Annotated in this window: 12 protein-coding genes and 1 tRNA gene; 10 read left to right on the forward strand and 3 right to left on the reverse strand. The window is 62.2% G+C overall.

Translation table 11 applies throughout. From position 1 onward, the window contains the following. Positions 1-738 precede the first annotated feature (738 nt). The gene (gene pbpC / locus ACTO3O_RS08200) at positions 739-3,054 is read right to left on the reverse strand and encodes a penicillin-binding protein 1C (RefSeq protein WP_297832462.1); all 2,316 of its coding nucleotides are present in this window, start codon (positions 3,052-3,054) and stop codon (positions 739-741) included. Between the two features lie 125 nt (positions 3,055-3,179). On the opposite strand from pbpC, the gene ACTO3O_RS08205 reads away from it, so the two are divergent. From ACTO3O_RS08205 to ACTO3O_RS08235, 7 genes are all read left to right on the forward strand, one after another. Next, positions 3,180-4,802: a mucoidy inhibitor MuiA family protein gene (locus ACTO3O_RS08205; protein WP_297832459.1), complete on the forward strand. Its 1,623-nt coding sequence runs from the start codon at positions 3,180-3,182 to the stop codon at positions 4,800-4,802. Positions 4,803-4,837: 35 nt separating this feature from the next. Next, complete coding sequence (locus ACTO3O_RS08210; RefSeq protein WP_298081043.1) at positions 4,838-5,191, forward strand: hypothetical protein; 354 nt, start codon at positions 4,838-4,840, stop codon at positions 5,189-5,191. Beyond that, complete coding sequence (locus ACTO3O_RS08215) at positions 5,176-5,430, forward strand: hypothetical protein (protein ID WP_297832454.1); 255 nt, start codon at positions 5,176-5,178, stop codon at positions 5,428-5,430. Before ACTO3O_RS08210 ends, ACTO3O_RS08215 begins: the two co-directional genes overlap by 16 nt. A 1,212-nt stretch (positions 5,431-6,642) precedes the next feature. Further along, a complete protein-coding gene (locus ACTO3O_RS08220) occupies positions 6,643-12,270 on the forward strand; it encodes an alpha-2-macroglobulin family protein (RefSeq protein WP_297831606.1) in 5,628 nt (1,875 codons plus the stop codon). Between the two features lie 144 nt (positions 12,271-12,414). Continuing rightward, positions 12,415-14,766, forward strand: coding sequence for an FtsX-like permease family protein (locus ACTO3O_RS08225; protein WP_297831609.1), 2,352 nt, complete (start codon positions 12,415-12,417; stop codon positions 14,764-14,766). Positions 14,767-14,868: 102 nt separating this feature from the next. Then, a complete protein-coding gene (locus ACTO3O_RS08230; protein ID WP_297831612.1) occupies positions 14,869-15,681 on the forward strand; it encodes a M48 family metallopeptidase in 813 nt (270 codons plus the stop codon). 91 nt (positions 15,682-15,772) lie between these two features. Beyond that, positions 15,773-15,845 (forward strand) — tRNA-Thr (locus tag ACTO3O_RS08235). 1,650 nt (positions 15,846-17,495) lie between these two features. Here ACTO3O_RS08235 and ACTO3O_RS08240 read toward each other — a convergent pair. Further along, on the reverse strand, positions 17,496-19,628 hold the full coding sequence (locus ACTO3O_RS08240; RefSeq protein ID WP_297832554.1) for a S46 family peptidase: 2,133 nt from the start codon (positions 19,626-19,628) through the stop codon (positions 17,496-17,498). A 93-nt stretch (positions 19,629-19,721) separates the two neighbouring features. Between ACTO3O_RS08240 and purD the strand changes: the two genes are divergently transcribed. Continuing rightward, positions 19,722-21,044, forward strand: coding sequence for a phosphoribosylamine--glycine ligase (gene purD / locus ACTO3O_RS08245; protein ID WP_297832557.1), 1,323 nt, complete (start codon positions 19,722-19,724; stop codon positions 21,042-21,044). Positions 21,045-21,137: 93 nt separating this feature from the next. Here purD and ACTO3O_RS08250 read toward each other — a convergent pair whose 3' ends face one another. Further along, the gene (locus ACTO3O_RS08250; protein WP_297832560.1) at positions 21,138-21,479 is read right to left on the reverse strand and encodes a hypothetical protein; all 342 of its coding nucleotides are present in this window, start codon (positions 21,477-21,479) and stop codon (positions 21,138-21,140) included. On the opposite strand from ACTO3O_RS08250, the gene ACTO3O_RS08255 reads away from it, so the two are divergent. Both ACTO3O_RS08255 and ACTO3O_RS08260 read left to right on the forward strand, forming a co-directional pair. Beyond that, entirely contained in the window at positions 21,438-22,421 is a 984-nt protein-coding gene (locus ACTO3O_RS08255; RefSeq protein WP_298081048.1) for a hypothetical protein, read from the forward strand. The two genes, ACTO3O_RS08250 and ACTO3O_RS08255, sit on opposite strands and share 42 nt — an antisense overlap. A gap of 74 nt (positions 22,422-22,495) precedes the next feature. After that, complete coding sequence (locus tag ACTO3O_RS08260; protein ID WP_297832565.1) at positions 22,496-22,645, forward strand: hypothetical protein; 150 nt, start codon at positions 22,496-22,498, stop codon at positions 22,643-22,645. Positions 22,646-23,117: the final 472 nt, after the last annotated feature.

Raw genomic sequence — 23,117 nt, forward strand, 5'->3', positions numbered from 1 at the left:
TGGGTCAGACGCCCGGGAGGAACGACAACTCTCGACGCGCAAGCGGCGTGTTACGGGCCGCCGTGGGCAGGCGTCCGGCCCGCGCGACCCAAAGGGTCGCAAGAGCAAAGCTCCCAATCACCGCCCCAATTCTGTCGGGTTCGGGCTGCGCGCTCCCCGGGTGGGCCGAAGGCCCAGCGCGCAGGCCCGGCGGTTCTACGAACCGCAAAAGCTCAGCTCATTCATCCTCGGCGCGCTATTCGTTCTTAGCCTAAGTCCGCCGAGTGGGGTGGCGGCGAACTGCGCGACCCTACGGGTCGCAAAAGCTCGGCCAAAAGCCCGGCCAAAAGCAAGCCCCAACCCACCGCCCAAATCCAAGCCCCATGCTCGGCCCAGCGCGGTGCGAAAACCTGTTACGGTTTTCGCGCCCGAAGAATAGTCGCAGCCTGAAGCTCGCCCCAGTTCTCCGCCCCGTGTCAGCCTCACTGCGGCTCCGCTGTCGCTCCGCCGCATTTTCGCGCGCCTGCGCGATTCATTCTATTTCGGCTCACCGCCGAAATAGCTGAATCGCTTCTTTAGGCGGGGCGCGCGTTAGTTTGAGGGTACTGCGCTCGGGCCGCGCGGGCCCCACTTAATAAGGCAGAGAGAACCCTAACAAAACACCCTGTGGGTGCGTGGACGGGCGAAACTACGTTTCGCTATGGCAGCCTCGGCCCAACCCCTCGCACCGTTCTCTGTTCGCGCGCCAAGCTCCAGTGCTCATTCGCGCCGCAGCACCGTAAAACCGAGACTCTGCGTATAACCCGCATCATCCACCACCGTCAGCCGATGTTCCCCCGCCGACGGAGAGACCGCCAACGTATGTCCCCCCGCCGAAGAACTCCGCGTCGTTCCCAAATACACCTGATCCAGATGCCAGTGCACCGACGCGCTGTCCGACCGATGAGCCGCCCGGAAAACGAACTTTTCAAAGCCGTTCGACTCCCTCTCCCCCTTCGGCAGATACAGCATCGCCCCCGGCTGCGGATAGATCACCTCCAACGGCCGCCCACCCGCCGACACCGGAGGCGGTACATAGTCCGTCGCCCGCTGCCGATAGTAATACTCCGCCGCCGGAGGCAGCACGAACCACCCCCTCGTCTCGCCCCCCACCGACACCGGACGATGATAAGGACAAACCCGCGAAACGACTCCCCGCAACGGAATCCGCACCGTATCCACCGCATCCCCCGACGACACGCACCACTCCGAAGCCCGATGACCGCTCCGCCGACACACCGCCTCCTCCGTCATGTCGCCGACCGGCTCCGGAAACCACCCCTCGCCCCCGCCCGGCAGCAACGAAAAGAGATCGAACAGAATCGGCGCCGCATACCCCACCCCCGTCATCCCCGCCCGCCCCTCGCCGTCGGCATTCCCCACCCATACCCCCACCGCATACCGCGGCGTCACCCCGATCGCCCACGCATCGCGATTGCCATAACTCGTCCCCGTTTTCCACGCCACCCGCTTCATCGAGCTGAACTCCTGCCACGCCGCCTCCTCTTCCGGCCGATTCACCCCGCTCATCGCCTCGAACATAAACCACAGCGCCGACGGAGAGAGCGGACACACCCCCTCCGCCTTCTGTATTGTCGCCGACGAATCGACCCTCAGCCCCCGCATATCCGCCGCCTCGTACCGCCCCGTCCGGTCGTACCGCAGCAACGACCTCGCCAACGCCGCATAAAGCCCCGTCATCTCCCCCAACGTCCCCTCGGCCCCGCCCAGAATCAGCGTCGAACCGTAATCGTCCGCACTCCGGTCGAACGTCGTCAGCCCCATTGAACGCAACAACCCCAGAAACCGATGGTGATTATAGTCGGCCAGCATCCGCACCACCGGCACATTGAGCGACCGCTCGACCGCCCGCCGCGCCGACACCACCCCGCTGAACGTCTTGTCGTAGTTGGACGGCACGAAACCCGCCATCTGGAGCGGCGTATCGAAGACCAGCGTATTCGGCAGCACCTGCCCCTCCGTCAGCATCGCCCCGTAGAGAATCGGTTTCAGCAGACTGCCCGTACTCCGCCGCGCCGCGACCACATCCACCGATCGGCCGTCCCGCGCCTCCGCCGCCCGTTCGCCCGGCGAGATGTTTCCCACATAGGCCAGCACCTCGCCCGACTCCACATCCACCACCACCGCCGCCGCATTCCGAATCCGGTTGGCCGCCAACATCCGCTCCCCGTAGCCATCCACAATCTGCTGCACCCGCACCTGAAGCGCATCATCCACCGTCGTATGCCACGCCCGCCCCTCCGCCAGTCGATCCGACAGGTGAGGCGCATGCCGCGGCAGCGGCTCTGGCGCATCGGGCAGCGGCTCGGCCAACGCCGCCTCGAACTCCGTACTGTCCAACACCCAATGGGCCAGCATCCGTTCCAGCAGCCGATTCCGCTTGGCCAACAACTCCCCGCGTCCCCGTCCCGGGTGGATCAGCGCCGGCGAATTAGGCAATACGGCGAGCGTAGCCGCCTCGGCCCACGACAACTGCTCCGGCGAGTGGCCGAAATAACGCCACGCCGCCGCCTCGACCCCCACCACATTCCCCCCGAACGGCGCATGAGCCGCATAGAGCGCCAGAATCTCCTCCTTCGTATAGCTCCACTCGATCCGCACGGCCAGTATCGCCTCCCGGATCTTTTCGGCCACCGTCCGGGGCGGATTTCCCCGGCTCAGCCGCACCAGCTGCATCGTGAGAGTCGACCCTCCGCTGACCACCCCGCCTGCCCTCCGGTTCTGCTCCGCCGCCCGCACCAGCGCCGGCAGCGAGACCCCCGGATGGCGATAGAAGCGCCGATCCTCGTACTCGACCACCGCCCGCAGGTACTTGTCCGACAAGGCCGCCCCGGGCGGAAAACGCCACTGCCCGTCCTTCGCCACCCGCGCCCCGAGCAGCTCCCCGTCGCGGGCATACAACACCGTCGAGTAAGGCGCATCGAACAACGGCTTCGGCAGCAGGCGCACATACCCGACCGTCGTCCCCGCCGCGAGAGCGAACCACACCAGATTCCGTATCCGTCGTCGTTTCATACCGTTCAAAATTAACGAATCTTCGCCAGAAATCAGCCTCCGCAACCAGATAACCGATTCCTATTTCCACTATATTTGTAGGTAGCTTTGCATTGTTCAAACCGACACACAAACCCCGATTCAAGATGAAACACTTCGGTCTCCTTTTAGCCGCCGTGCTCTTCGGAGGATGGGCCGGATCGCCGGCCACAGCCGCTCCGTTGCAGGGGCGCGTCAAGAGCGTGAAAATCTATCCGCGCGGCGTCTACGTCACGATGTCGATTCCGACGACCCTCCGAGCAGGCGAGACGGAAATCGCCTTCCCCGACTTGTGGTACGCCGACCCGACGACCGTCGAACTGCGGCTCTTGCCAGGAACGACCGGCGCCACCTATGTGATGGAGTCGCAACAGGCCGTGCGCGGAAGCGACGTGGAACAACAACAGCGGTATCTGCTCCTGCGCGACACGCTGGCGGCCCGTCGGGCCCGGCTCGAAGCCGACAGCATGGTACTGATGCGCGAAATCGAGTTCCTACAGGCGAATGCCAAACAGGAGGCCACCTCGGTCAGCCAGCTGGCAGCGGCCGACACCTGGATGCAGGCCAAATATGCCTCGGTCTACGAAGCGCAGCGCAAGAACCGCGAGTCCCGGGCGGCTCTGGATCGGGAATGGGCGGAGAATGAGCGCGCCATCCGCCGGATCGAGAGCCAGGCTTCGCAAGTGACGCTGGTTCGGGCACGGGTGAACAGCCTGCGGACGCAAAAGGCGGAGTTCGAACTCGCCTATTTCACCCGGGCGGCACAGTGGGAGCCGGTCTACTTTTTCCGTTTCGAGCCCGCCCGAGCCACGGCCGAACTGGACTATCAGGGGACAGTGTGGCAGTGGACTCATTTCGACTGGGATCGGGTAGCGGCCACCCTGAGCTACGGCACGCCGAACCGGGCGCTGAACCGGGCACAACTCACCCCGCAAACCCTATTATACTCGCCGGCCATCAAATACCGGGCACGCACGTTGGAGATGGACGTTACGCAGGACATGGCGGTGGATGTCTCGAAATTCGGCGGCACTTACACCGGCGAAGAGAGGCCCAAATTCATGGCCTCCGCACCGGTGGCCCCGATGGCGCCGACAGCCCGCATGGAGGTGTCGGAAAACAACATCAGCTACCAGCTGGCCTCTCCGCTGACACTGGTCTCCTCGTCCGACAACGGCAATATCCGGCAGACGGTACAGGTGCGGCGCGATACCGTGCCGGTGCTGTACGAGTACGAAGTCACGCCGAAGATCAGCACCGACGTGCTGCTGCTGGCCCGCGTGCCCGGCTGGCAGGAGCTGCACCTGACGAACGGACGGGTCAATGTCTTTTGCGACGGCCGGATGCTGGGGCAGTCGAACCTTTCGGTGCGGAACACGGCGGATACGCTGGTACTGCCACTGACGCTCGAATCGCAGGTCGTCGTGGAACGCAAGGAGACGGGCAACTATCAGGAGCGGGTTTCGGGAGCGAAGATGGAGCGGATGCGGTCGTATGAGATTCGGGTCAAAAACAACAAGTCGTTTCCGGTGAACCTGACGGTGAAAGATCAGTATCCGCTGTCGAGCACGTCGGAGGTGGAGATCGCCCTGACCGACGATTCGGGAGCCGAAGCCGATCCGCAGACGGGTATGCTGACCTGGCATCTCGACCTGGCTCCGGGCGAGGAACGGGTAGTGACTTTCGGCTACACCGTCCGCTATCCGAGAGGAGGAGATCTGAGCTGGTAGTTTGCGGGTGGGGGATATCGTGAACGAAGACCCTATTGGGGTCTGACTTTACGCGGGACGCCGATGTGCCTTTGAACGGCACGTTCCCGTACTATTCGGACGGCGTCGTAGGTGAGAAGTACGGCGACGGTCATTACAAGGCCACCAACGGTCGTCTCTACAAGGTAAGCACCTCTGGCGCGGGAACCCCGCTCGCCTGGTACCCCGCACCGGGCTATCGCCATCGGGATACGGGCGCGTTGTGGAACGTCGGCAGCCTCGGTTACAGCTGGGCTTCCACGGTCAGCGGTGCCAATGGCATGACCTTGAATTTCTACGTGGCGTGGCTCTATCCCAGCAATGCGGGCAACCGCGCCTACGGTTTTCAGTTGCGTTGCCTCTCGGAATAAACGGGACGGTGAAGGCATTTAGGGTAGAGGCTGCCAGTAAAACACCCTGTGGCCCCGCCCTGGGCTACCGCACCACCTCTTCGGGCGGGCCGGGTGGCGTCGGCCACAGCGGGTTCAGCTATTCGTCGTCGGTCAGCGGCAGCAATGGGGTGTACTTGAGTTTCTACACGCAGCACCTCAATCCCAGCCACGCGGACAGCCGCGCCTACGCTCTTCAGTTGCGTTGCCTCTCGGAATAAACGGGGGTACCGCTCGCGGGGGGCAAGGGGCTGGAGCTGCCCCATGTAGCCGAACTTTGTGCGGACGGACGCCCGGGAGGAACAGCAACTCTCGACGCGCAAGCGGCGTGTTGCGGGCCTCCGCGGCGGGAGGCGTCCGGCCCGAGCGGCTCTTCGAGCCGCACGAGCACCGCCTCATCACGGAAAGTTCGCCGCCAGCGGTGAGGACAACGAGTTCCGACGAGTTGCAATCCGCCGCGTGGGGTGGCGGCGAACTGCGCGACTCTGCGAGTCGCAGAAGCAACAACCCATTCACCGCCCAAGGCTGCCGGGTTCGTCCTTGGCGCCCCCGGCACCCGCCTATAGCGTCCTCGCTCTCAGTTCAAGCGGTAGAAGCCTGGGTTGCTTAGGGTAGAGACTGGCAACAAAAGACGCTGTGCGTCCCTCCGCGGCGAGAGGCTTCGGCCCGCGCGACCCTTTGGGTCGCAGGAGCACAGCATGTTTCTGTCGGGTTCGGGCTGCGCGCTCCGAGGGTGGGCCGAAGGCCCAGCGCGCAAGCCCGGCGGTTCGAAGAACCGCAAAAGCACGATCAACAGCTCGGCCCAGCGCGGCGCGAAAACCGTAATCGGTTTTCGCGCCTGAAGAACAGGCACGCCCCCAAGCACGCCCCAGTTCTCCGCTCCGTGTCCACCTCACTGCGGCTCCGCTGTCGCTCCGCCGCGTTTGCCGTCGCCCGCGGCAATTCTTGCCGGATTGGCCGAGAGCCAACCGGCAGAATATACCCTTTTAAACGGGCGGGCGACGGAGTTTTGCTCGAAGTCGAGGTTTTTCGCGCGCCTGCGCGATTCAACAATTTCGGCTCACCGCCGAAATAGTTGAATCGCTTCTTTAGGCGGAGCGCGCGGCTTTGGCTACAGGAGGAGACTGCGCTCGGGCCGCGCGGGCCCCACGTCCCGTGGACGGGAAATGCTTACGCATTTCCACTGGCAGCCTCTACCCCGTTTTCTATCCGCACGCCTGGGGAAATCTTGTCAAAACACGCAAGCGAGTTTTGACGATTTCCCTCCTAAGGCGGGGCGCGCGATTTAGTTTGAGGAAACTGCGCTCGGGCCGCGCGGCCCCACTAAAGAAGAGCTGCGCCCAGAACACGTAAACGGCAACAGCAGCCCCAGCCCTTCAAGAACAAAAACCGGGTAAAACCCGCGAAATACGACAAAATAAAAAACTCGCAATATGAGACAACCGTCACGCCACCAACCTCTTCGCCGCCTGCTGACCCTCTGCGGCGCAGTCCTCGGCATCGCCGTCGGCCTCTCCTCGTGCGGCGACAAGAAAGTCGCCCTCGAAAAGAGCATCCGCACCACCCCCGTCGAGATCGCCTACAACCCCTCCGTCGAGAGCTTCACCACCGGCACCATCGGTCGACGGAGCACCCTCTCCGTAACCCTCGTCGAGCCCGTCTCGCAGGAAGCCCGGCTGGGAAAATACATCACCCTCTCGCCCAAAGCCAAAGGCCGCTGGGAGATCGCCGTCGACGACCCCCGGACACTGCTGTTCACCCCTGAAACCGAGCTTGACCGCGGCCAGACCTACACCGTGCGCCTCGACCTCAAAGGGTTGCTGCCCGGCCGACCCGACGACGGCGACTTCGAATTCACCTTCCGCACCCTGCCCGCCGCAGCCGCAGCCGAACTCGGCAGCTTTATCGTTGAAGACGACCACACCTACACCCTCGAGGGGAGCCTCTTCACCGCCGACTACGAAGACTCCGCCCGCATCACCCGGATGAGCGAATGGGACGGCCTCAACCACGGCACCGTCCACTGGATGCACAACGCCGACGGCCGCGAACACCGCTTCGTCATCTCGGGCATCCAGCCCCGGCTCATCGCCTCCGACCTCACCCTGACCGTCAAAGACCCCAAAGCCGGATACGAAAAAGAGGAGGTGCTCACCGTGCCCATCCCCTCGTCCGGCAGCTTCGAGCTCCACTCCGTGGAATACGTGACCCATCCCGAAAAATACATCGAAGTACGCTTCTCGCGACAACTCGACCCGCACCAGGATCTCGACGGCATCGTCTGGCTCGACGACCTCTCCTGCGTGCGACGCATAGAAGACAACAAAGTACTCCTTTACCCCTCGTCCCGCAGCAGCGACCTCACCGAAGCCACCCTCTGCATCGACCCCGCCTTGCGATCGGCAGACGGGAAACGCTTCGGCGAAGAGATCCAACGCACGATCCCCCTGGAAAACCACGACCCCGCCGTCCGCTTCATCGGTCGCGGCACCGTGCTGCCCCCCGCCGAAGCGCTCGTCGAAAACTCATCGAACAGGCCCGGACGCGGCATTCCGTTCCAGGCCGTCGGCCTGCGCGCCGTCCGCGTCGATGTCTTCCGCATCCTCGAAAGCTCCATGGGCCAATTCCTACAAGAGAACGACCTCTCCGACAACGACGGCGGAAGCATCATGCGCACCGCCCGCCCCGTTGCCTCGCGAACGATCTTTCTGGATCAGAACGGCGGACAGGAGTCCCACCGCTGGGCCACCTACTCGCTCGACCTGGACGACCTCATCCTGCCCGAGCCCGGCGCTCTGTACCGCATCTCGCTCTCCTTCGACCGCTCGATGGCCTCCCTCTCCTGCGTCCCGCCCGAAGAGCGACTGACCCCTCAGGCCGCCCGTATCGCCGACGAAGCCCGGCTGACCGCCATGAAAAAACGGTTCGACCAGGGCGGCTACTACTGGAGCGGCAACGACTACGACTGGGACATCTACGAATGGAAAGAGCGGAACAACCCCTGCTCTCCGAGCTACTACTTCAACCGCACCATACAGCGGAACCTCGCCGTGACCGACCTCGGCGTGATCGCCAAAGCCTCCGACGAGCCCCGGATGCTCTTTCTGGTGCACAGCATCTCCACCACCGAACCGGTGAAAGAGGCCCGGATCGAGCTGCGTAACTTCCAGAACCAGCTCGTCGGCAGCGGCACCACCGACGGCGACGGCCACGCCCTGATCCGCTACGAAAACGGCCGGCCCTACTACGCCGTCGTCACGAAAGAGAAACAACGCACCTATCTGAAAGTCAACACCGGTTCCGAGCTCTCGACCTCGACCTTCGACGTCTCCGGCGAGCAGGTACAGGAGGGGCTGAAAGGCTTCATCTGGACCGAACGCGGCGTCTGGCGACCGGGCGACACCATCTATATGAACTTCACCACCGCCGGCACCCGGCTGCCCGCAGGCCACCCCGTGACCGTCGAACTCCGTTCGCCGCTCGGCCAGCTCTACCAGAAACGCGTCGCCACCCGGGCCACAGGCGGCATCTACAGTTTCGTGCTCACCACCGACCCGAACGCCCCGACCGGCGTCTGGTCAGCCTCTGTGAGCGTCGGCGGCGCCCGTTTCGGCAAACGGCTGCGGATCGAAGCCGTGAAACCCAACCGCCTAAAGATCGACCTCCGGTTTCCGAAACCCTACATCCAGCGCGGCCAGCCGATGAACGCCACCCTCCACGGCGAATGGCTCACCGGCGCACAGGCCGGGAACCTGCGCTACGTCATCGAGACCGAATTCACCGCCCTGCACAACGGTTTTCCGGAATACAAAGGGTATGTTTTCGATAACCCCTACCGTTCGTTCCGCCCTGAAAGCGCCCCCGAGATCACCGGTACCACCGACGCCGCCGGAGACGCCCGCATCACCGCCGTGCTGAACGGCGGCGAAAAGGCCGGCGGCCTGTTGCAGGCCAACTTCACCACCCGGCTGTTCGAGCCCTCGGGCGAAGCGAGCATCGACGGCACGACGATGCTCTACTCGCCCTTCGACTCCTACGTCGGGATCCGGCCGCCGCAAGAGGCCGCCGACCGGCTCGACACCGAACGGGACTACACCTTCGACCTCGCCACCGTCCTGCCCGACGGGCGGCCGGCCGGCGATCGGCGCATAGAGGTCTGCCTCTACGAAGTCGAATGGCACTGGTGGTGGAGCGCCGAAAAGGATCAGCTGGCCCGCCACGTCTCCGACCGCAGCCTGAGCCCCGTCCACCGCGAAACCGTCGAGACCTCCGGCAACGGCAAAGGCTCCGTCGCCCTGAACTTCACGCGCGATTCCTGGGGAACCTACTACATGACCGCCCGCGACCTTCGGAGCGGGCACGAGGCCGCGACCCTGCTCTACGTCGACTGGCCCGACTACGGCAACCGCCGCACCGACGGCGAAGGAGCCATGCGGCTGGCCGTCTCGCTCGACAAGAAGTCCTACCAGGTGGGCGAGCGCGCCACCGTCAGCTTCCCGGCCACCGAAGGGTCGCGCGCCCTCATCTCGGTCGAGAACGGCTCCCGCGTGCTGACCGTCTTCCCCGTGGAATGCACCCGGAAGCAAGAGAAATTCACCTTCGAAGTGACCCCCGAGATGCAACCCAACGTCTACCTGAACGTCACCCTGCTGCAACCGTACGGCAGCGTCGAGAACGACCTTCCGGTACGGCTCTACGGCATCGTCCCCCTGTCGGCCACCTCGGCCGCCAGCCGGCTCGAACCGGTGATCGCCGCTCCGGACGAGGTACTGCCCGAGTCGGAGATGACCGTCACCGTCTCCGAAAAACAGGGCCGCGCCTGCGCCTACACGCTGGCCGTCGTGGACGAAGGGCTGCTCGACCTCACCCGATTCCGCACCCCCGATCCGTGGGGAACGTTCAACGCCCGGGTGGCACTCGGCGTATCGACCTGGGACATCTACAACGACGTGCTGGGCGCCTACGGCGGGCGGATCGAACAGATGTTCGCCATCGGCGGCGACGGCGCCCTGACCTCCGCCGCCAAAGCCTCCGTCAACCGATTCCCGCCCGTGGTGAAATACTTAGGCACTTTCGAGCTGAAAGCCGGTAAAAAAGCGACCCACCGGATCCAGCTTCCGGCCTATATGGGCCGCGTGCGCGTGATGGCAGTGGCCGTCTCTCCGGAGGGCGACGACGGAAACGGCGCCTGGGGCTCGGCCGAACGCTCCGTCACGGTGCGCGCCCCGCTGATGGTCTTGGGCACCGCCCCGCGGAGCGTGGCTCCGGGCGACGAGTTCGTCGTGGCCGCCACCCTGATCGCCACCCGTGACGGCATCGGGAAAGCCTCCGTCGCCCTGACCGCCGACAAAGCGCTCTTCACCGTCGTGGGCGCGGCCCAGCAAGCCGTCGCCCTGACCGCCAAAGGCGAACAGATCGTCCTCTTCCGGCTCCGGGTGAAAGACGCCCTGCCGACCGGCGCCTCCTCCGGCGGACACATCGAGATCACCGCCACCGGCGGAGGCCGACAGACCCACTACGGAATGGACATTCCGGTGCGCACCCTGTCTCTGCCCGTCTCCTCGGGTCAGAGCCACACCGTCGAAGCCGGCAAGAGCTGGAACGGGACAGCCGCCCTGCCCGGCATGCCGGGGACACAGCGCCTGATGCTCGAAGTCTCCGCCGTGCAGCCCCTCAACGCCGCACAACGGATGGAATACCTCTCCACCTACCCCTACGGCTGCATCGAACAGATCACCTCCGCCGTCTTCCCGCTGCTCTACCTGCCCGATCTGGCCGACCTGTCGGAGAAAGAGCGCCACACCGCCCGGACGAAAGTCGAAAGCGTGCTCGAACGCTACAAGCAATACGCCACCCCGGACGGTTCGATGGGCTACTGGCCCGGCTCCGCCACCCCCAACTCCTGGGGTTCGGCCTACGCCCTGCACTTCATGACCGTCGCCGGACATAAGGGTTATACGATGCCCGCCGGCGTTTACGACCGGCTCAAAGCCGCCGTCAAGAGCAACGCCGTGCGTTGGAACTCCGCCCTGAACGCCGGCGCCAACCTGATCCAGGCCTACCAGCTCTATGCACTGGCCCTCTCCGGCTCGCCCGAGACCGGCGCCATGAACCGCCTGCGACAGAACGGCAACCTGACCGACGAAGCCCGGTGGATGCTGGCCGCCGCTTACGGTGCAGCGGGCCGCACCGACCTCGGCCGCACCGTCGCCACCGGGACGAACCCGGCAGCCGCCGATTCCAACGAGACACTCGCCGTCCAACAACGGCTGACCTACGGTTCGTCGCAACGCGCCCGGGCCGTCCAGCTGCTGGCACAGACCCTGTTAGGGCTGCACGCCGAAGCGGCCCAGACGGCACAGGTCGTTTCGCACGCCCTCGTCTCCGACGACTGGATGAGCACCCAGACCACCGCCTGGAGCCTGCTCGCCATGGGCGAATACGCCGCCCGGAACGGCCGGGTATCGGCCCTGAACTTCGAGTGGAACGCCGGCGGACACAGCGGCCGCGTCGAATCCGACTCGAAAAAGATGTTCTGGAGCGGCGAATGGAACAACCCCTCCTCCGGCAAAGTCGCCGTGACCAACCGGACGAAAGGTACCCTCTATATCCGGGCCGTCGGTTCGGGGATTTCGTCCGGCCGCGACGTGGCAGCCGCTTCGAACGGGCTCGAAGTGACCGTCCGCTACCTCGACAGCAAGGGGAATCCGATCGACGCCGCCACCCTGAAGCAGGGCACCGACTTCGTCGCAGAAGTCACCGTCCGCAACCTGACCCCGACCACAGTCGACCACCTGATGCTGAGCCAGCCCGTCGCCTCCGGCTGGGAGATCCGCCCCGACGTCGGCGAGCTGCCGACCGGCGTGGACTACCGCGACCTGCGCGACGACCGGGTCGACAGCTACCTGCCCTCGCTGGGAGCCGGCGCCGCCGTCACCGTCCGCACCCGGTTGAACGCCGCCTATGCCGGGCGTTACACCTTGCCCGCCATTCGCTGCGCAGCCATGTACGACGGCCAGGTAGCGGGAAATACCGCCTCGGCCGTCACGACAGTCAATTAATTCATGAGAAAGCGGGCAGAAAAACAAAAAAAAAAAAAAAAACAGCCCATTTATTTTTAAATAAATTACACTCGGACGGTCGAAAACCGTTATATTTGTCAGTCACTTGACGAATATAACGCCACTAACCTTTTTCAAATACTCATGCGCCTGAACGCACTACTCCCCCGGAGCCACCGTCTGTACGTCGGTCTGAACATCGTGGGATTCGCTTTCGCCTTGACCACCGTCCTGTTCATCGGCATGTACGCCGCCCGCGAACTGACCATGAACATGTTCCACCAGGACGCCGACCGGATCTACAAAATCAGCGGCTGGGGCTGTCCCTACCCGCTGGCCCCGGTGATCGAATCCGGCGTGCCCGACTTCGAAGCCATCGGCAATGTGGGGCGGGGTCCGTATCTGGAGATCAGACGGCCCGAAGCCGCCGAAGGCGTCGTCACCAACGACGGCAGCCTTCAGGTCGATCCGGCCTTTTTCCGCGTCTTCTCGTTCCGCGTCATCCGGGGCGACCGCGAGAACCCCCTGCCGGACGCCAACTCGGTCGTCCTGACCGAATCGATGGCCAAAGCCCTCTTCGGCAACGAAGATCCGATCGGCCAGAATGTCGTCATCCAGAGCCGGCCGGACTGGGTGGTGACCGCCGTGACCGAAGACATCCCCATCAACTCTTCGATCCGGTACTCCGTCGTGCTGCCCCTGAACCCGAAGCAGGCCCTCTATAACGGCACGACGTTAGGAGAGTCCTGGGACCGTTGGCAATACGAAATCTTCGGCAAAGTGCGTCCCGGATCGGACATCGCGGCCGTCAACGCCAAGATGCAGCAGGTCGTCGAAGCGAACGGCAACTTGGGGTACGAAGTCGAACGCGTCGTCTGCTACCCCCTGTCGGACGTCTACTTCAACTACGCCGACCTCTTCACCGCATTCAAAGGCGGCAACCACAAACAGGTCGTGGCGATGATCTGGGTCGGCATCATCATCCTGCTGCTCGGGATCGTCAACTTCTTCAACCTCTCGACCGCCCAGGGCACCTTGCGGGCCAAGGAGATCGGCCTGCGGAAGGTGAACGGCGCGACACGCGGACACCTCATCCTGCGCTCGCTCGCCGAGTCGATCTTCATGACCTTCATCGCACTCGTGCTGGCCATCGTGCTGGTCGACCTGCTGCTGCCCTTCTTCAACGGCATCGTCGGCTTCCCGTACCCCCTCATCCTGATGAACCAGTGGTGGCAGTGGGCCATCCTTCTCGGGCTGACCTTCGGAGTGGGCATCATTGCCGGGAGCTATCCGGCCTTCTACCTCAGCTCGCTCGACCCGATCGACGCCCTCTACACCCACCGCGCCGGGCGCGGCAACGGCATGCTGCTCTTCCGGAAGACCCTGATCGTGGTCCAGCTCATCGCCTCGATCGGCGTCATCGTCTCCACCCTGGTCATCTACGGCCAGCTGCGACACCTCCAGACCAAAGACCTCGGCTTCGACAAAGAGCAGATCGTCCTCATCAACATGGACATGAGCATCTACGAACACCGGCAGGCCTTCTTCTCCGAGCTGCGCCAGCTGCCGTTCGTCCAGAGCATCAGCCTGACCCAGGGCATCGTCGGAAACTACGACAGCGGCGGCCCGCTCGAAGCCCGCTATCAGGAAGAGAAGAAAAAGATCTGGAGCAAGTTCATCATCGCCGACAGCGCCTTTTTCACCACCTTCGGCATCGACATGGCGCAGGGCGATCCGAAATTCCGGGACGGCGTGGAGGGGATCGTGCTGAACGAATCGGCCATGAACGCTTTCCAGGTGGACGACTACGAACAGCTCCGCATCCAGGACGAGTCGGGCGACGACCCGAGCATCCCGACCACGAAAGTAGACGGCGTCTGCCGCAACTTCCACTTCAAGCCGCTCAAACAGGGGATCGAACCCCTCGCCATCTACATCCAGCCGATCGAGGGAGGCCTCATCAACGTGCGCGTCGAAGCTTCGTCGGTGAGCGACATCCGGCACGTTTTCAACGAAATCGAAGCCATCTACCGGAAATTCAACGCCGCAGACCCGCTGTACATCCGGCTGCTGGACGAAATGCTGGCCCAGATCTACATCTCGGAGACTCGTTTCCTGATACTTTTCACCCTCTTCTCCGTGCTGGCCATCCTGATCTCCTGCTTCGGTCTCTTCGGCCTCATCGTCTTCTCGAACGCCCGGCGACGCAAAGAGATCGGCATCCGGAAAGTACAGGGCGCCACGATCCTGGAAGTCGTATTCATGCTCATCCGCAGCTACCTGATCTACGTCGGAATCGCCTTCGTCGTAGCCGTTCCGCTGGCGTGGTACCTCATGCGCGACTGGCTGAGCAACTACCCCTACCGGATTACGCTCCACCCCGGTTACTTCCTCATCGGCGGCGCAGTGGTGCTGTTCGTCGTGGTGCTGACCGTCGGCATCCAGAGCTGGATCGCCGCCCGCGCCAATCCGGTTCGCTCCCTGCGATCCGAATAAGCGCACACACGCCCTCGGGCCGTAAAAACCGACGAAAATCGTTGTAAAATCAAGACCGAGGGATTAATTTTGCGTGATTTTTAAAACCACAAACCAACTGTCATGAAAAGAATCCTGACTTTTCTTTCCGTCATCGCGCTGGCCGCAGTCGGCACCGCTCAGGCTCAATTCAAACTCAATAAAGCCATCGGCGCCGGGATGAAAGCCGTTCAGGCCGCTACCCTGACCGACGAACAAGTAGAAAGCTACGTCAAAGAGTACATCGACTGGCTGGACGCCCACAACCCCGTTTGCGAAGGCGACGACCCGTTCGCCGTCCGACTGGCCAAAATCACCGAAAAGATCAACATCGAAGGGCTCAACATCAAAGCCTATCGGGTTCGCGACGTGAACGCTTTCGCCTGCGCCGACGGCAGCATCCGGGTTTTCGCCGGCCTGATGCAGATTATGACCGACGAAGAGATTTTGGGCGTCATCGGCCACGAAATCGGCCACGTGATGAACAAAGACAGCAAGAACGCATTCCGGACGGCACTGTTAGCCTCGGCCCTGCGCGACGGGATCAGCTCGGCGGGGGGTACGGCGGCCAAGCTCTCCGACTCTCAGCTCGGCGACCTCGGCGAAGCGGTGACCCAGTCCAAATTCTCGCAGAAGCAGGAGTACGCCGCTGACGAATACGGGTACAACTTCCTGAAAGAGCACGGCGAAAACCCGTGGGCCATGGCGCTCTCGTTCGAAAAGTTGCAGAAGATGCAAGAAGAGATGGGCGCCGACAAGACCAACAAGGTTCAGCAGCTCTTCTCGACCCATCCGGAGTTGAACAACCGCATCAAACGGATGACCGAAAAGGCGACGACGGACGGTTTCGAACGTCCCGAGATGGTCGCTCCGGAAGTGTTGATGGCCGAAGAATAACATTTCGAACCGTGTCGTACCGTTTTTTATTGAGTGCGACACGGTTTCGTTTTTTTCTTCGGGAAAGTTTCTTATCTTTGCACTCGAAAAGGCCACAATAGCTCAGTCGGTAGAGCATTTCATTCGTAACGAAAAGGTCGCCAGTTCGAGCCTGGCTTGTGGCTCACGCTTCGTGCGGAGGGATTTGTCGGGGGGGGATGAACTTATAAGGATGACAGCGCGCATGCTGTCATCCTTTTTTTGTGCGCACCGGTCTTGCGGCAACTTCATCATTGCCGTTCTGCTCCCGCATTTTCAGGCGCCGGGAAGCATCCGCTCTACATATTGTTTAAACACTTCGAATATCCGCCCCGGGCTACCGCACCCATACGGAGGGTGCACTGCGACTCGTCGGTCATGAGGGTTCTGTCTGGTCGGCTGCAACCAACGGGACGAACGGCGTCTTTTTACGTTGTGTGGTGAATGCGGTTCACCCCAGCTATTCGAGTCTCCGTGCCTACAGTTTTCAGTTGCGTTGCCTCTCGGAATAAACAGGGTGCCGCTCGGCACTCGAAAGCTGGCTGGAGCTACCCCAAAAACAACGGGCAGCCTCTACCCTAATTTGGGTTGAATCCCTGCGGTTCGCAGAACCGCCCGGGCCGAAGCCACCCCCGGCGTAGGCCTGCAACTTCGCGATGCTCGTTTCCGGCCACGCTGGCTCCGGCCCTTAATATATTCATTCGCGAATGAAGCAGGTCGGACGCTCGGGCGGAACGCAACGAACCTCGTGAGTTTGCGGGCCGCCCGTGGGCAGGCGTCCGGCCCGGGCGACCCAAAGGGTCGCAAGAGCTAGATCCATTCGTTCTGAGCGCAATAACAGTTCGCCGCCAGCGGGAGCGCAACTAAGTCTGCAAAAGTGCAATTGCCTTAGCAGGTGAAGCCTGCGGAGCCCACAGCAACGTCAGTTGCGGGCCTCTTTGCTATGAGGTTCGTCCTCGGCGCGCCCCCACGCGTCGCCCTTGCCGAGAACGGCGATTCTCTGAATCGCGCTACTCGCTCTTGGTTTAAGCGGGTCGCCGCCAGCGGTGACTGCAACGAGCCCCGTCGAGTTGCAGCCCGCCGCATGGGGTGGCGGCGAACTGCGCGGCTCAAAGAGCAGCAAGAGCACGGCAACGGTTCAGCCCAAACCACGACCAAAGGTTCAGCCCAATTCTGTCGGTTTCGGGCTGCGCGCTCCGGGGGTGGGCCGAACGGCCCAGCGCGCAGGCCCGGCGGTTCTACGAACCGCAAAGGCACGACCAACAGCTCGGCATAACGCGGCGCGAAAACCGCAACCGGTTTTCGCGCCCGAAGAACAGGCGCGGCCCAAAGCACAGCCCAATTCTCGGCCCCGTGTCAGCCTCACTGCGGCTCCGCTTGCGCTCCGCCGCGTTTTCGCGCGCCTTGCGCGATTCACCTATATTCGGCTACCGCCAAAATAGCTGAATCGCTCCTTTAGGCGGGGCGCGCGGCTTTGGCTACGGGAGGAGACTGCGCTCGGGCCGCGCGGGCCCCACGTCCCGTGGACAGGAAATGCTGGCGCATTTCAACTGACAGCCTCTACCCCCGTTCTTCGTCCGCGCGCCTGGCGGCATCCGGTTAGTAAGGCAAAGACAACCCTAACAAAACGCCCAACGGGCGCACGGGCGGGACAGAGCAATAGTGCATATCGCTAAGGCACCCTCTACCCTAACTTACTCAAGCATTCCCAGGCCAGCCACAGCACCCCGCAAAAAATTCCGGCCGCCCTGCAAAACAGAACGGCCGGAACCCCTTATACGTAATCACTGCACGATCTACCGCACGATCGTCATCTCGTCGATCAACCGCCGGCAACCCGCATACTTATCGATCAGAAACAACACATACCGGATATCCACCGCAATCGTCCGCTGCACCTCCGGTTCGAACGCGACATCGCCGCTCATCGCCTCCCAGTTGCCGTCGAACGCCAGCCCCAACAGGCGACCCTCCGCATCCAGCACCGGACTCCCCGAGTTACCCCCCGTGATATCGTTGTTCGTCAGGAAACAAGTCGGCACCTCGCCATCCACCGCATACGGCCCGAAATCCTTCGCTTTGTAAAGTTCCTTGAGCCGCTCCGGCACGATGAAATCCGGATTCTTCGGATCCTCCTTCGCCATCACCCCGCCCAGCGTCGTGAAGTAGTTATAGAACACCGCATCCGCCGCCCAATACGGCAGCACCTGCCCGTAAGTCAGCCGCAACGTGAAATTGGCATCCGGCGCATACGCCCGCTCCGGATTCATCTCCAGCAGCCCAGCCACCCACAGCCGATGTCCCTCGGCAAAGAGCTCGGCCGCCGGTTTCAACGCCCCATCCGCCAACTCCTTGCTCTTCGTCGCGATCGAAGCCGCCGCCACGACCGCCGGATCCGCCGTCCACTGCGCCCGGTCGAAATTCGCCAACGCCCCGTAGAACCGCGCCGTATCCGTCAGCAGCGAACCCTCCGACAACCGAGCCGCATAAGCCGCCACATCCGGCCGCACCGCAGCGAAGAACGACGGCTCGTCCGCCGCCGCCACACTGTCCGCGAAGATCTGCAACATCCGCCGCGTCACCTTACGGTCGGTCGCCGGGCTGTAGTTTTTGAAGAACGCCTCGCCCGCCCGACGGATCGCCTCCGCCGCCTTTTTGTCATCCTTCTGCCCTTCGAGAATCCCGTTCACCGCCGTCCCCAGCGTAAAGCTCTCCACCCCCGTCCGCAACGCCTCGTTCATAAACTGCTGGATCCGCGCCGCCTCGCGCCGCAACCGCACCGCGCTGTCGATCAGCGGCAACGCCCGGCCGTATGCAGCCTGCCGTTCCGGCGCCGCATTCACCCACGCCGTAAACTCGGCCTGCTGAGCCGCCTTTTTGCCCCGCACATCCAACTTGCGCAGCCCGCGGCTCATCCCGATCGAGTTTTTCCAGTAGTTTGACGATCCCGCATACTTGCTCGCATACTGAATCCGCACCTTCGGATCGGCCATCATATCCTCCCACAGCAACTTCTGGCGTTCGCCCCGGACGAAGATGCGGATCGGATTGTCCTGCTCCAGCACCTGGTCGATCTCATACGAAGTCATATAGCGGTTCGTCCGCCCCGGGAACCCCATAATCATCGCATAATCCCCCTCTTTGTATCCCTTGAGCGAGATTTCGAGATGCTTCGGCGCCCGGTAAGGCACATTGTCTTTCGAGTACGCCGCCGGATTGTTGTCCGGCGACGCATAGACGCGGAACAGCGAGAAATCCCCCGTATGCCGCGGCCACATCCAGTTGTCCGTATCGCCCCCGAACTTCCCGACCGACGACGGCGGCGCTCCCACCATCCGGACATCCGTAAAGCGCTCCGTCACGAACAACAGATACTGATTCCCGCCGAACATCGGCACCACCTGCGCGCCGCGAAAAGCCTTGGCATCGCTATGGGCTTTGACGATCTTTTCCGACGCCTTTTTCACAGCCGCATTGCGCTGCGCCTCGGTCATCCCCGGCTTCACCCGGGCCAGCACCTCCGGCGTCACGTCTTTGATCTCGCGGATGAAGGTCACCGCCAGCCCCGGAGTCGGCAGCTCCTCCTCCAAAGTTTGCGCCCAGAAGCCGTTCTTCAGGTAGTCGTGTTCCACCGTACTGTGCTGCTGGATCGACCCGTAGCCGCAGTGGTGGTTCGTGGCGATCAGCCCGTTGGGCGAGATGATCTCGCCCGTGCACCCGCCGCCGAAGATCACGATCGCATCCTTGAGCGACGTCCGGTTCAAGTCGTAAATGTCCCGCGCGTCGAGCCTGAGCCCCTTGGCCTTCATCTGTTCGATGTTCATCCGCTCGATGAAAGGCAAGAGCCACATCCCCTCGTCGGCCGCCGCCCCGAACGGCGCGCACAGAGCCGTCGCCGCAGCGACCAGCCCGATCAGTCGTTTTTTCATATCCTCGTTGTTTGTATGGTTTTATTCTCGCTTCCCGGATTGCCGGGAGTGTCAAATTTACGTATCTTTGTCTCACTAAAAAAATCGATTCGGATGAAATTACCGCAGACGGTAAATATTCTGCTGCTCGGCAGCGGGGGCCGGGAACACGCCTTTGCCTGGAAAATCGCGCAGAGTCCGCGGCTGGAGAAGCTCTTCATCGCGCCGGGGAACGCGGGGACGCGGTCGTGCGGGGTCAATGCCGACCTCGACCCGTCGAACTTTCCGGCCATCAAGCAGTTCGTGCTGAACAACTACATCAACCTCGTGGTGGTGGGGCCCGAACAGCCGTTGGTCGAGGGGGTGAAAGACTATTTCCTGAACGACTCCGAGATCCGGCACATCCCCGTGATCGGGCCGTCGCAGGAGGCGGCGCGGCTGGAGGGGAGCAAGGAGTATGCGAAGGCGTTTATGAGCCGGCACGGGGTGCCGACGGCAGCCTATTTTACCGTCACCCGGGACAATGTCGAAGAGGGATGCGCATTCCTCTCGGACAAGGTGCAGGCGCCGTATGTCCTGAAAGCGGACGGTTTGGCGGCGGGGAAAGGGGTGTTGATTATCGACGACCTGGCGGAGGCGCAGGCGGAACTGCGGGCCATGCTGGAGGGCAAGTTCGGAGCGGCTTCGAAAAAGGTGGTCATCGAGGAATTTTTGTCGGGGATCGAAGTCTCGGTTTTCGTGGCTACGGACGGCAAGTCGTACAAGATTTTGCCGGAAGCGAAGGACTACAAGCGGATCGGCGAGGGGGATACGGGGCCCAATACGGGCGGGATGGGGGCTGTGTCGCCGGTACCGTTCGCCACTCCGGAGTTTATGGAGAAGGTGCGCACCCGGATCGTCGAACCGACGATTCGCGGGATTCGGGAGGAGGAGCTGGACTACACGGGCTTTATCTTCATCGGCCTGATGAACTGCGGGGGCGAGCCGAAAGTGATCGAATACAACGTCCGGATGGGCGACCCGGAGACGGAGGTGGTTTTGCCGCGCATTACGTCGGACATCATCGACCTGTTCGAGGGGATTGCACACGGCACGTTGGAGGAGAAGACGATCACGGTGACGCCTCGGACGGCGGCGACGGTAGTTTGCGTGTCGGGGGGCTACCCGGGGGAATACGCCAAGGGGCTTCCGATTCAGGGTTTGCCGACCGCTGCTGCGGGTGAATCGGGCGTGGAGACGGAGGACGAGACGATCGTTTTCCATGCCGGAACGGCTCCCAAGGGGGGCGAAACGGTGACGGCGGGGGGACGGGTGCTGGCGGTGACTTCGCTGGGGGATTCGATTCCTGCGGCGACGGAACGGTCTTACGGCACGATCGAGGGGATTACATACGAGGGTAAATATTGTCGTCGCGACATCGGCCGCGATCTATTATAAAACCATTCGGCTCTGAGGTATCTACCCGCAGGGAACTGTCGCTTTCTTGAAAGAAAGCGACGCAAAGAACTTTCATGATAGCTACGCTACGCCTTAGGCTCCGCAGTCCTCAGTCTTTGCGATTGCTTTTGGGTCGGGGTTCTCCGGGGCGCGTGGGGTAAATACTCGCATATCGCGCCCCGAAAGAATCCCCGGCCCAAAGAAGAATCCAAGAACCGGGCCGCCGGCAACTTGAGGATGCGTTAGCATCCGTCGAAAGTCTTTTTGGTTCTTTTTCTTCAGAAAAAGAACAGTTCCATACAGGGCAAATCCACAAAAGCGAATGAATTTAAAGATCAGAAGATGAGTTTCGACCTCACCCGTCAGAATCTGTTCAAGACCTTTTTGTATTTTTTGCTCTTGATCGTCATCTTCTGGGGAGTCGAATTGTTTCATCCCGAGCACTATCGCCAGATCGGAGCCCCATACGCCAGCGGGACATCCAGCCCGGCCGCCGGGACACCCTTGGGAGTGCTGATCGACAGTTTTCTGATTCGAGTTCCCGCCTTGGGCGTCCTGTTTTCTTCAATTCTCGTCTTCATCAACTCCTTTTTCGTCACCCGGATCGTCATTCGGAACGTCATTTTTCTGGAGCGCACCTACATGCCCTCCATCATCTACCTCCTGATCAGCTCCGGATACTACAACAACTACCTCACCTTCCGGCCGCTGCTCGCCGCATTTTTGCTGCTGCTCGCCTGCGAGATCATCTTCCGGAGCTACAACTACAAACCGCTGAGCACCGGCGCCTATATGACCGTCGGTTTCATCTTCGGCACCGCCGGCGCCATCTACGCACCCGCCTTGTTGCTCGTCGTGCTGATACCCGTCGGACTGACCATCTTCCGCCTATTCGACCTCCGCGAATGGGTCGCCGCTTTCGGCGGTTGGCTGATTCCCCTCTTTTTGAGCGCCTACGGCGTATGGCTTGCCGGAGGCGACTTTCTGAGCATTCTGCCCGCCTGTCGCGACGCCTTACTCACCCCGCAGCCGCTTCCCGCCATCGAATACTTCAGCAGTTTCGAATGGACATTTATCGGTTGCGTCGTTATTCTGTTCATCCTGTCGCTCATCACCTTTTTCGGGCGGAGCCGCAGCTACAAACTCAAGCCGTTCAAGGCCTACATTTTTTTCATCTGGATGCTGCTGGCGAATCTGCTCTCGCTGGCGGCCATGCCGAGCCGGTCGCTCTACCAGCTGCCGATCGTCGCCATTCCGTTGGCGGTGATTATTCCGACCTATTTCAACAGCCGGAAGCCCAACTTTCTCACTAACTTTCTGTACGTTTTGATGATGGGTTGCGCCATCGTCATTCATCTGTTACCTTTTTTCCTTTGAGTTCTCCCCCCCACGCCTGCCTCATCTGAAATTCCACCCGCGCCCCGGGCTACCGCCATCGGGATACAGGTGCCTTGGGCGGCATCGGTCGCTACGGCTACAGTTGGTCGTCCACAACAGGCTGTCTCTACGGTCTGGACTTGAATTTCAATGCGCAGGGCCTCAGCACCAGCTACTCTGACAGTCGTGGCCATGGTCTTCAGTTGCGTTGCCTCTCGGAATAAACGCCGCGGGCCCGCGGTGGGCAAGGGGCTGGAACTACTCTAAGTAACTGGCCGCCTCTATCCTATTTTATTGCGACTTTGGCGGCCGGAGCCAGCGTGGGCGCAACGAGCTCTGCGAGATTGCGGCCCTACGCCGGAAGTGGCTCCGGCCCGCGCGACCCATAGGTCGCAAAAGTACGGCCCATTTCTGGGCGCGACAACACCCCATTCACCGCTCCATTCTCGGCAGTTCGCCGCCGCAGGGGCGGCGAACTTTCGGGTCGCAAGAGCACGGTCTATTCATCTTCGGTACGCCCCCCCACGCGCGTTATAGCGTCGCCCTCGCCGAGGACGGCGATTTTACGAATCGCGCTATTCGCTCTCAGCCTATAGCAATCCGCCGCTGGCGGCGGATTGCGCGACCCTGCGGGTCGCAAAAGCTCGGCCCAAATCACTACCCGTTTATCACCACATTCTTTCAGGTTCGGCCTGT

The organism is Rikenella sp. (assembly GCF_056799795.1).

What these genes read in the sequence shown, in the direction of transcription:
- ACTO3O_RS08220 (WP_297831606.1), top strand. Translation starts at nt 6,643, where the DNA reads ATGAGACAACCGTCACGCCACCAACCTCTTCGCCGCCTGCTGACCCTC.
- purD (WP_297832557.1), top strand. Translation starts at nt 19,722, where the DNA reads ATGAAATTACCGCAGACGGTAAATATTCTGCTGCTCGGCAGCGGGGGC.
- ACTO3O_RS08240 (WP_297832554.1), bottom strand. Translation starts at nt 19,628, where the DNA reads ATGAAAAAACGACTGATCGGGCTGGTCGCTGCGGCGACGGCTCTGTGC.
- pbpC (WP_297832462.1), bottom strand. Translation starts at nt 3,054, where the DNA reads ATGAAACGACGACGGATACGGAATCTGGTGTGGTTCGCTCTCGCGGCG.
- ACTO3O_RS08225 (WP_297831609.1), top strand. Translation starts at nt 12,415, where the DNA reads ATGCGCCTGAACGCACTACTCCCCCGGAGCCACCGTCTGTACGTCGGT.
- ACTO3O_RS08250 (WP_297832560.1), bottom strand. Translation starts at nt 21,479, where the DNA reads ATGAAACAATTCGACTCCCCAGAAGATGACGATCAAGAGCAAAAAATA.
- ACTO3O_RS08230 (WP_297831612.1), top strand. Translation starts at nt 14,869, where the DNA reads ATGAAAAGAATCCTGACTTTTCTTTCCGTCATCGCGCTGGCCGCAGTC.
- ACTO3O_RS08205 (WP_297832459.1), top strand. Translation starts at nt 3,180, where the DNA reads ATGAAACACTTCGGTCTCCTTTTAGCCGCCGTGCTCTTCGGAGGATGG.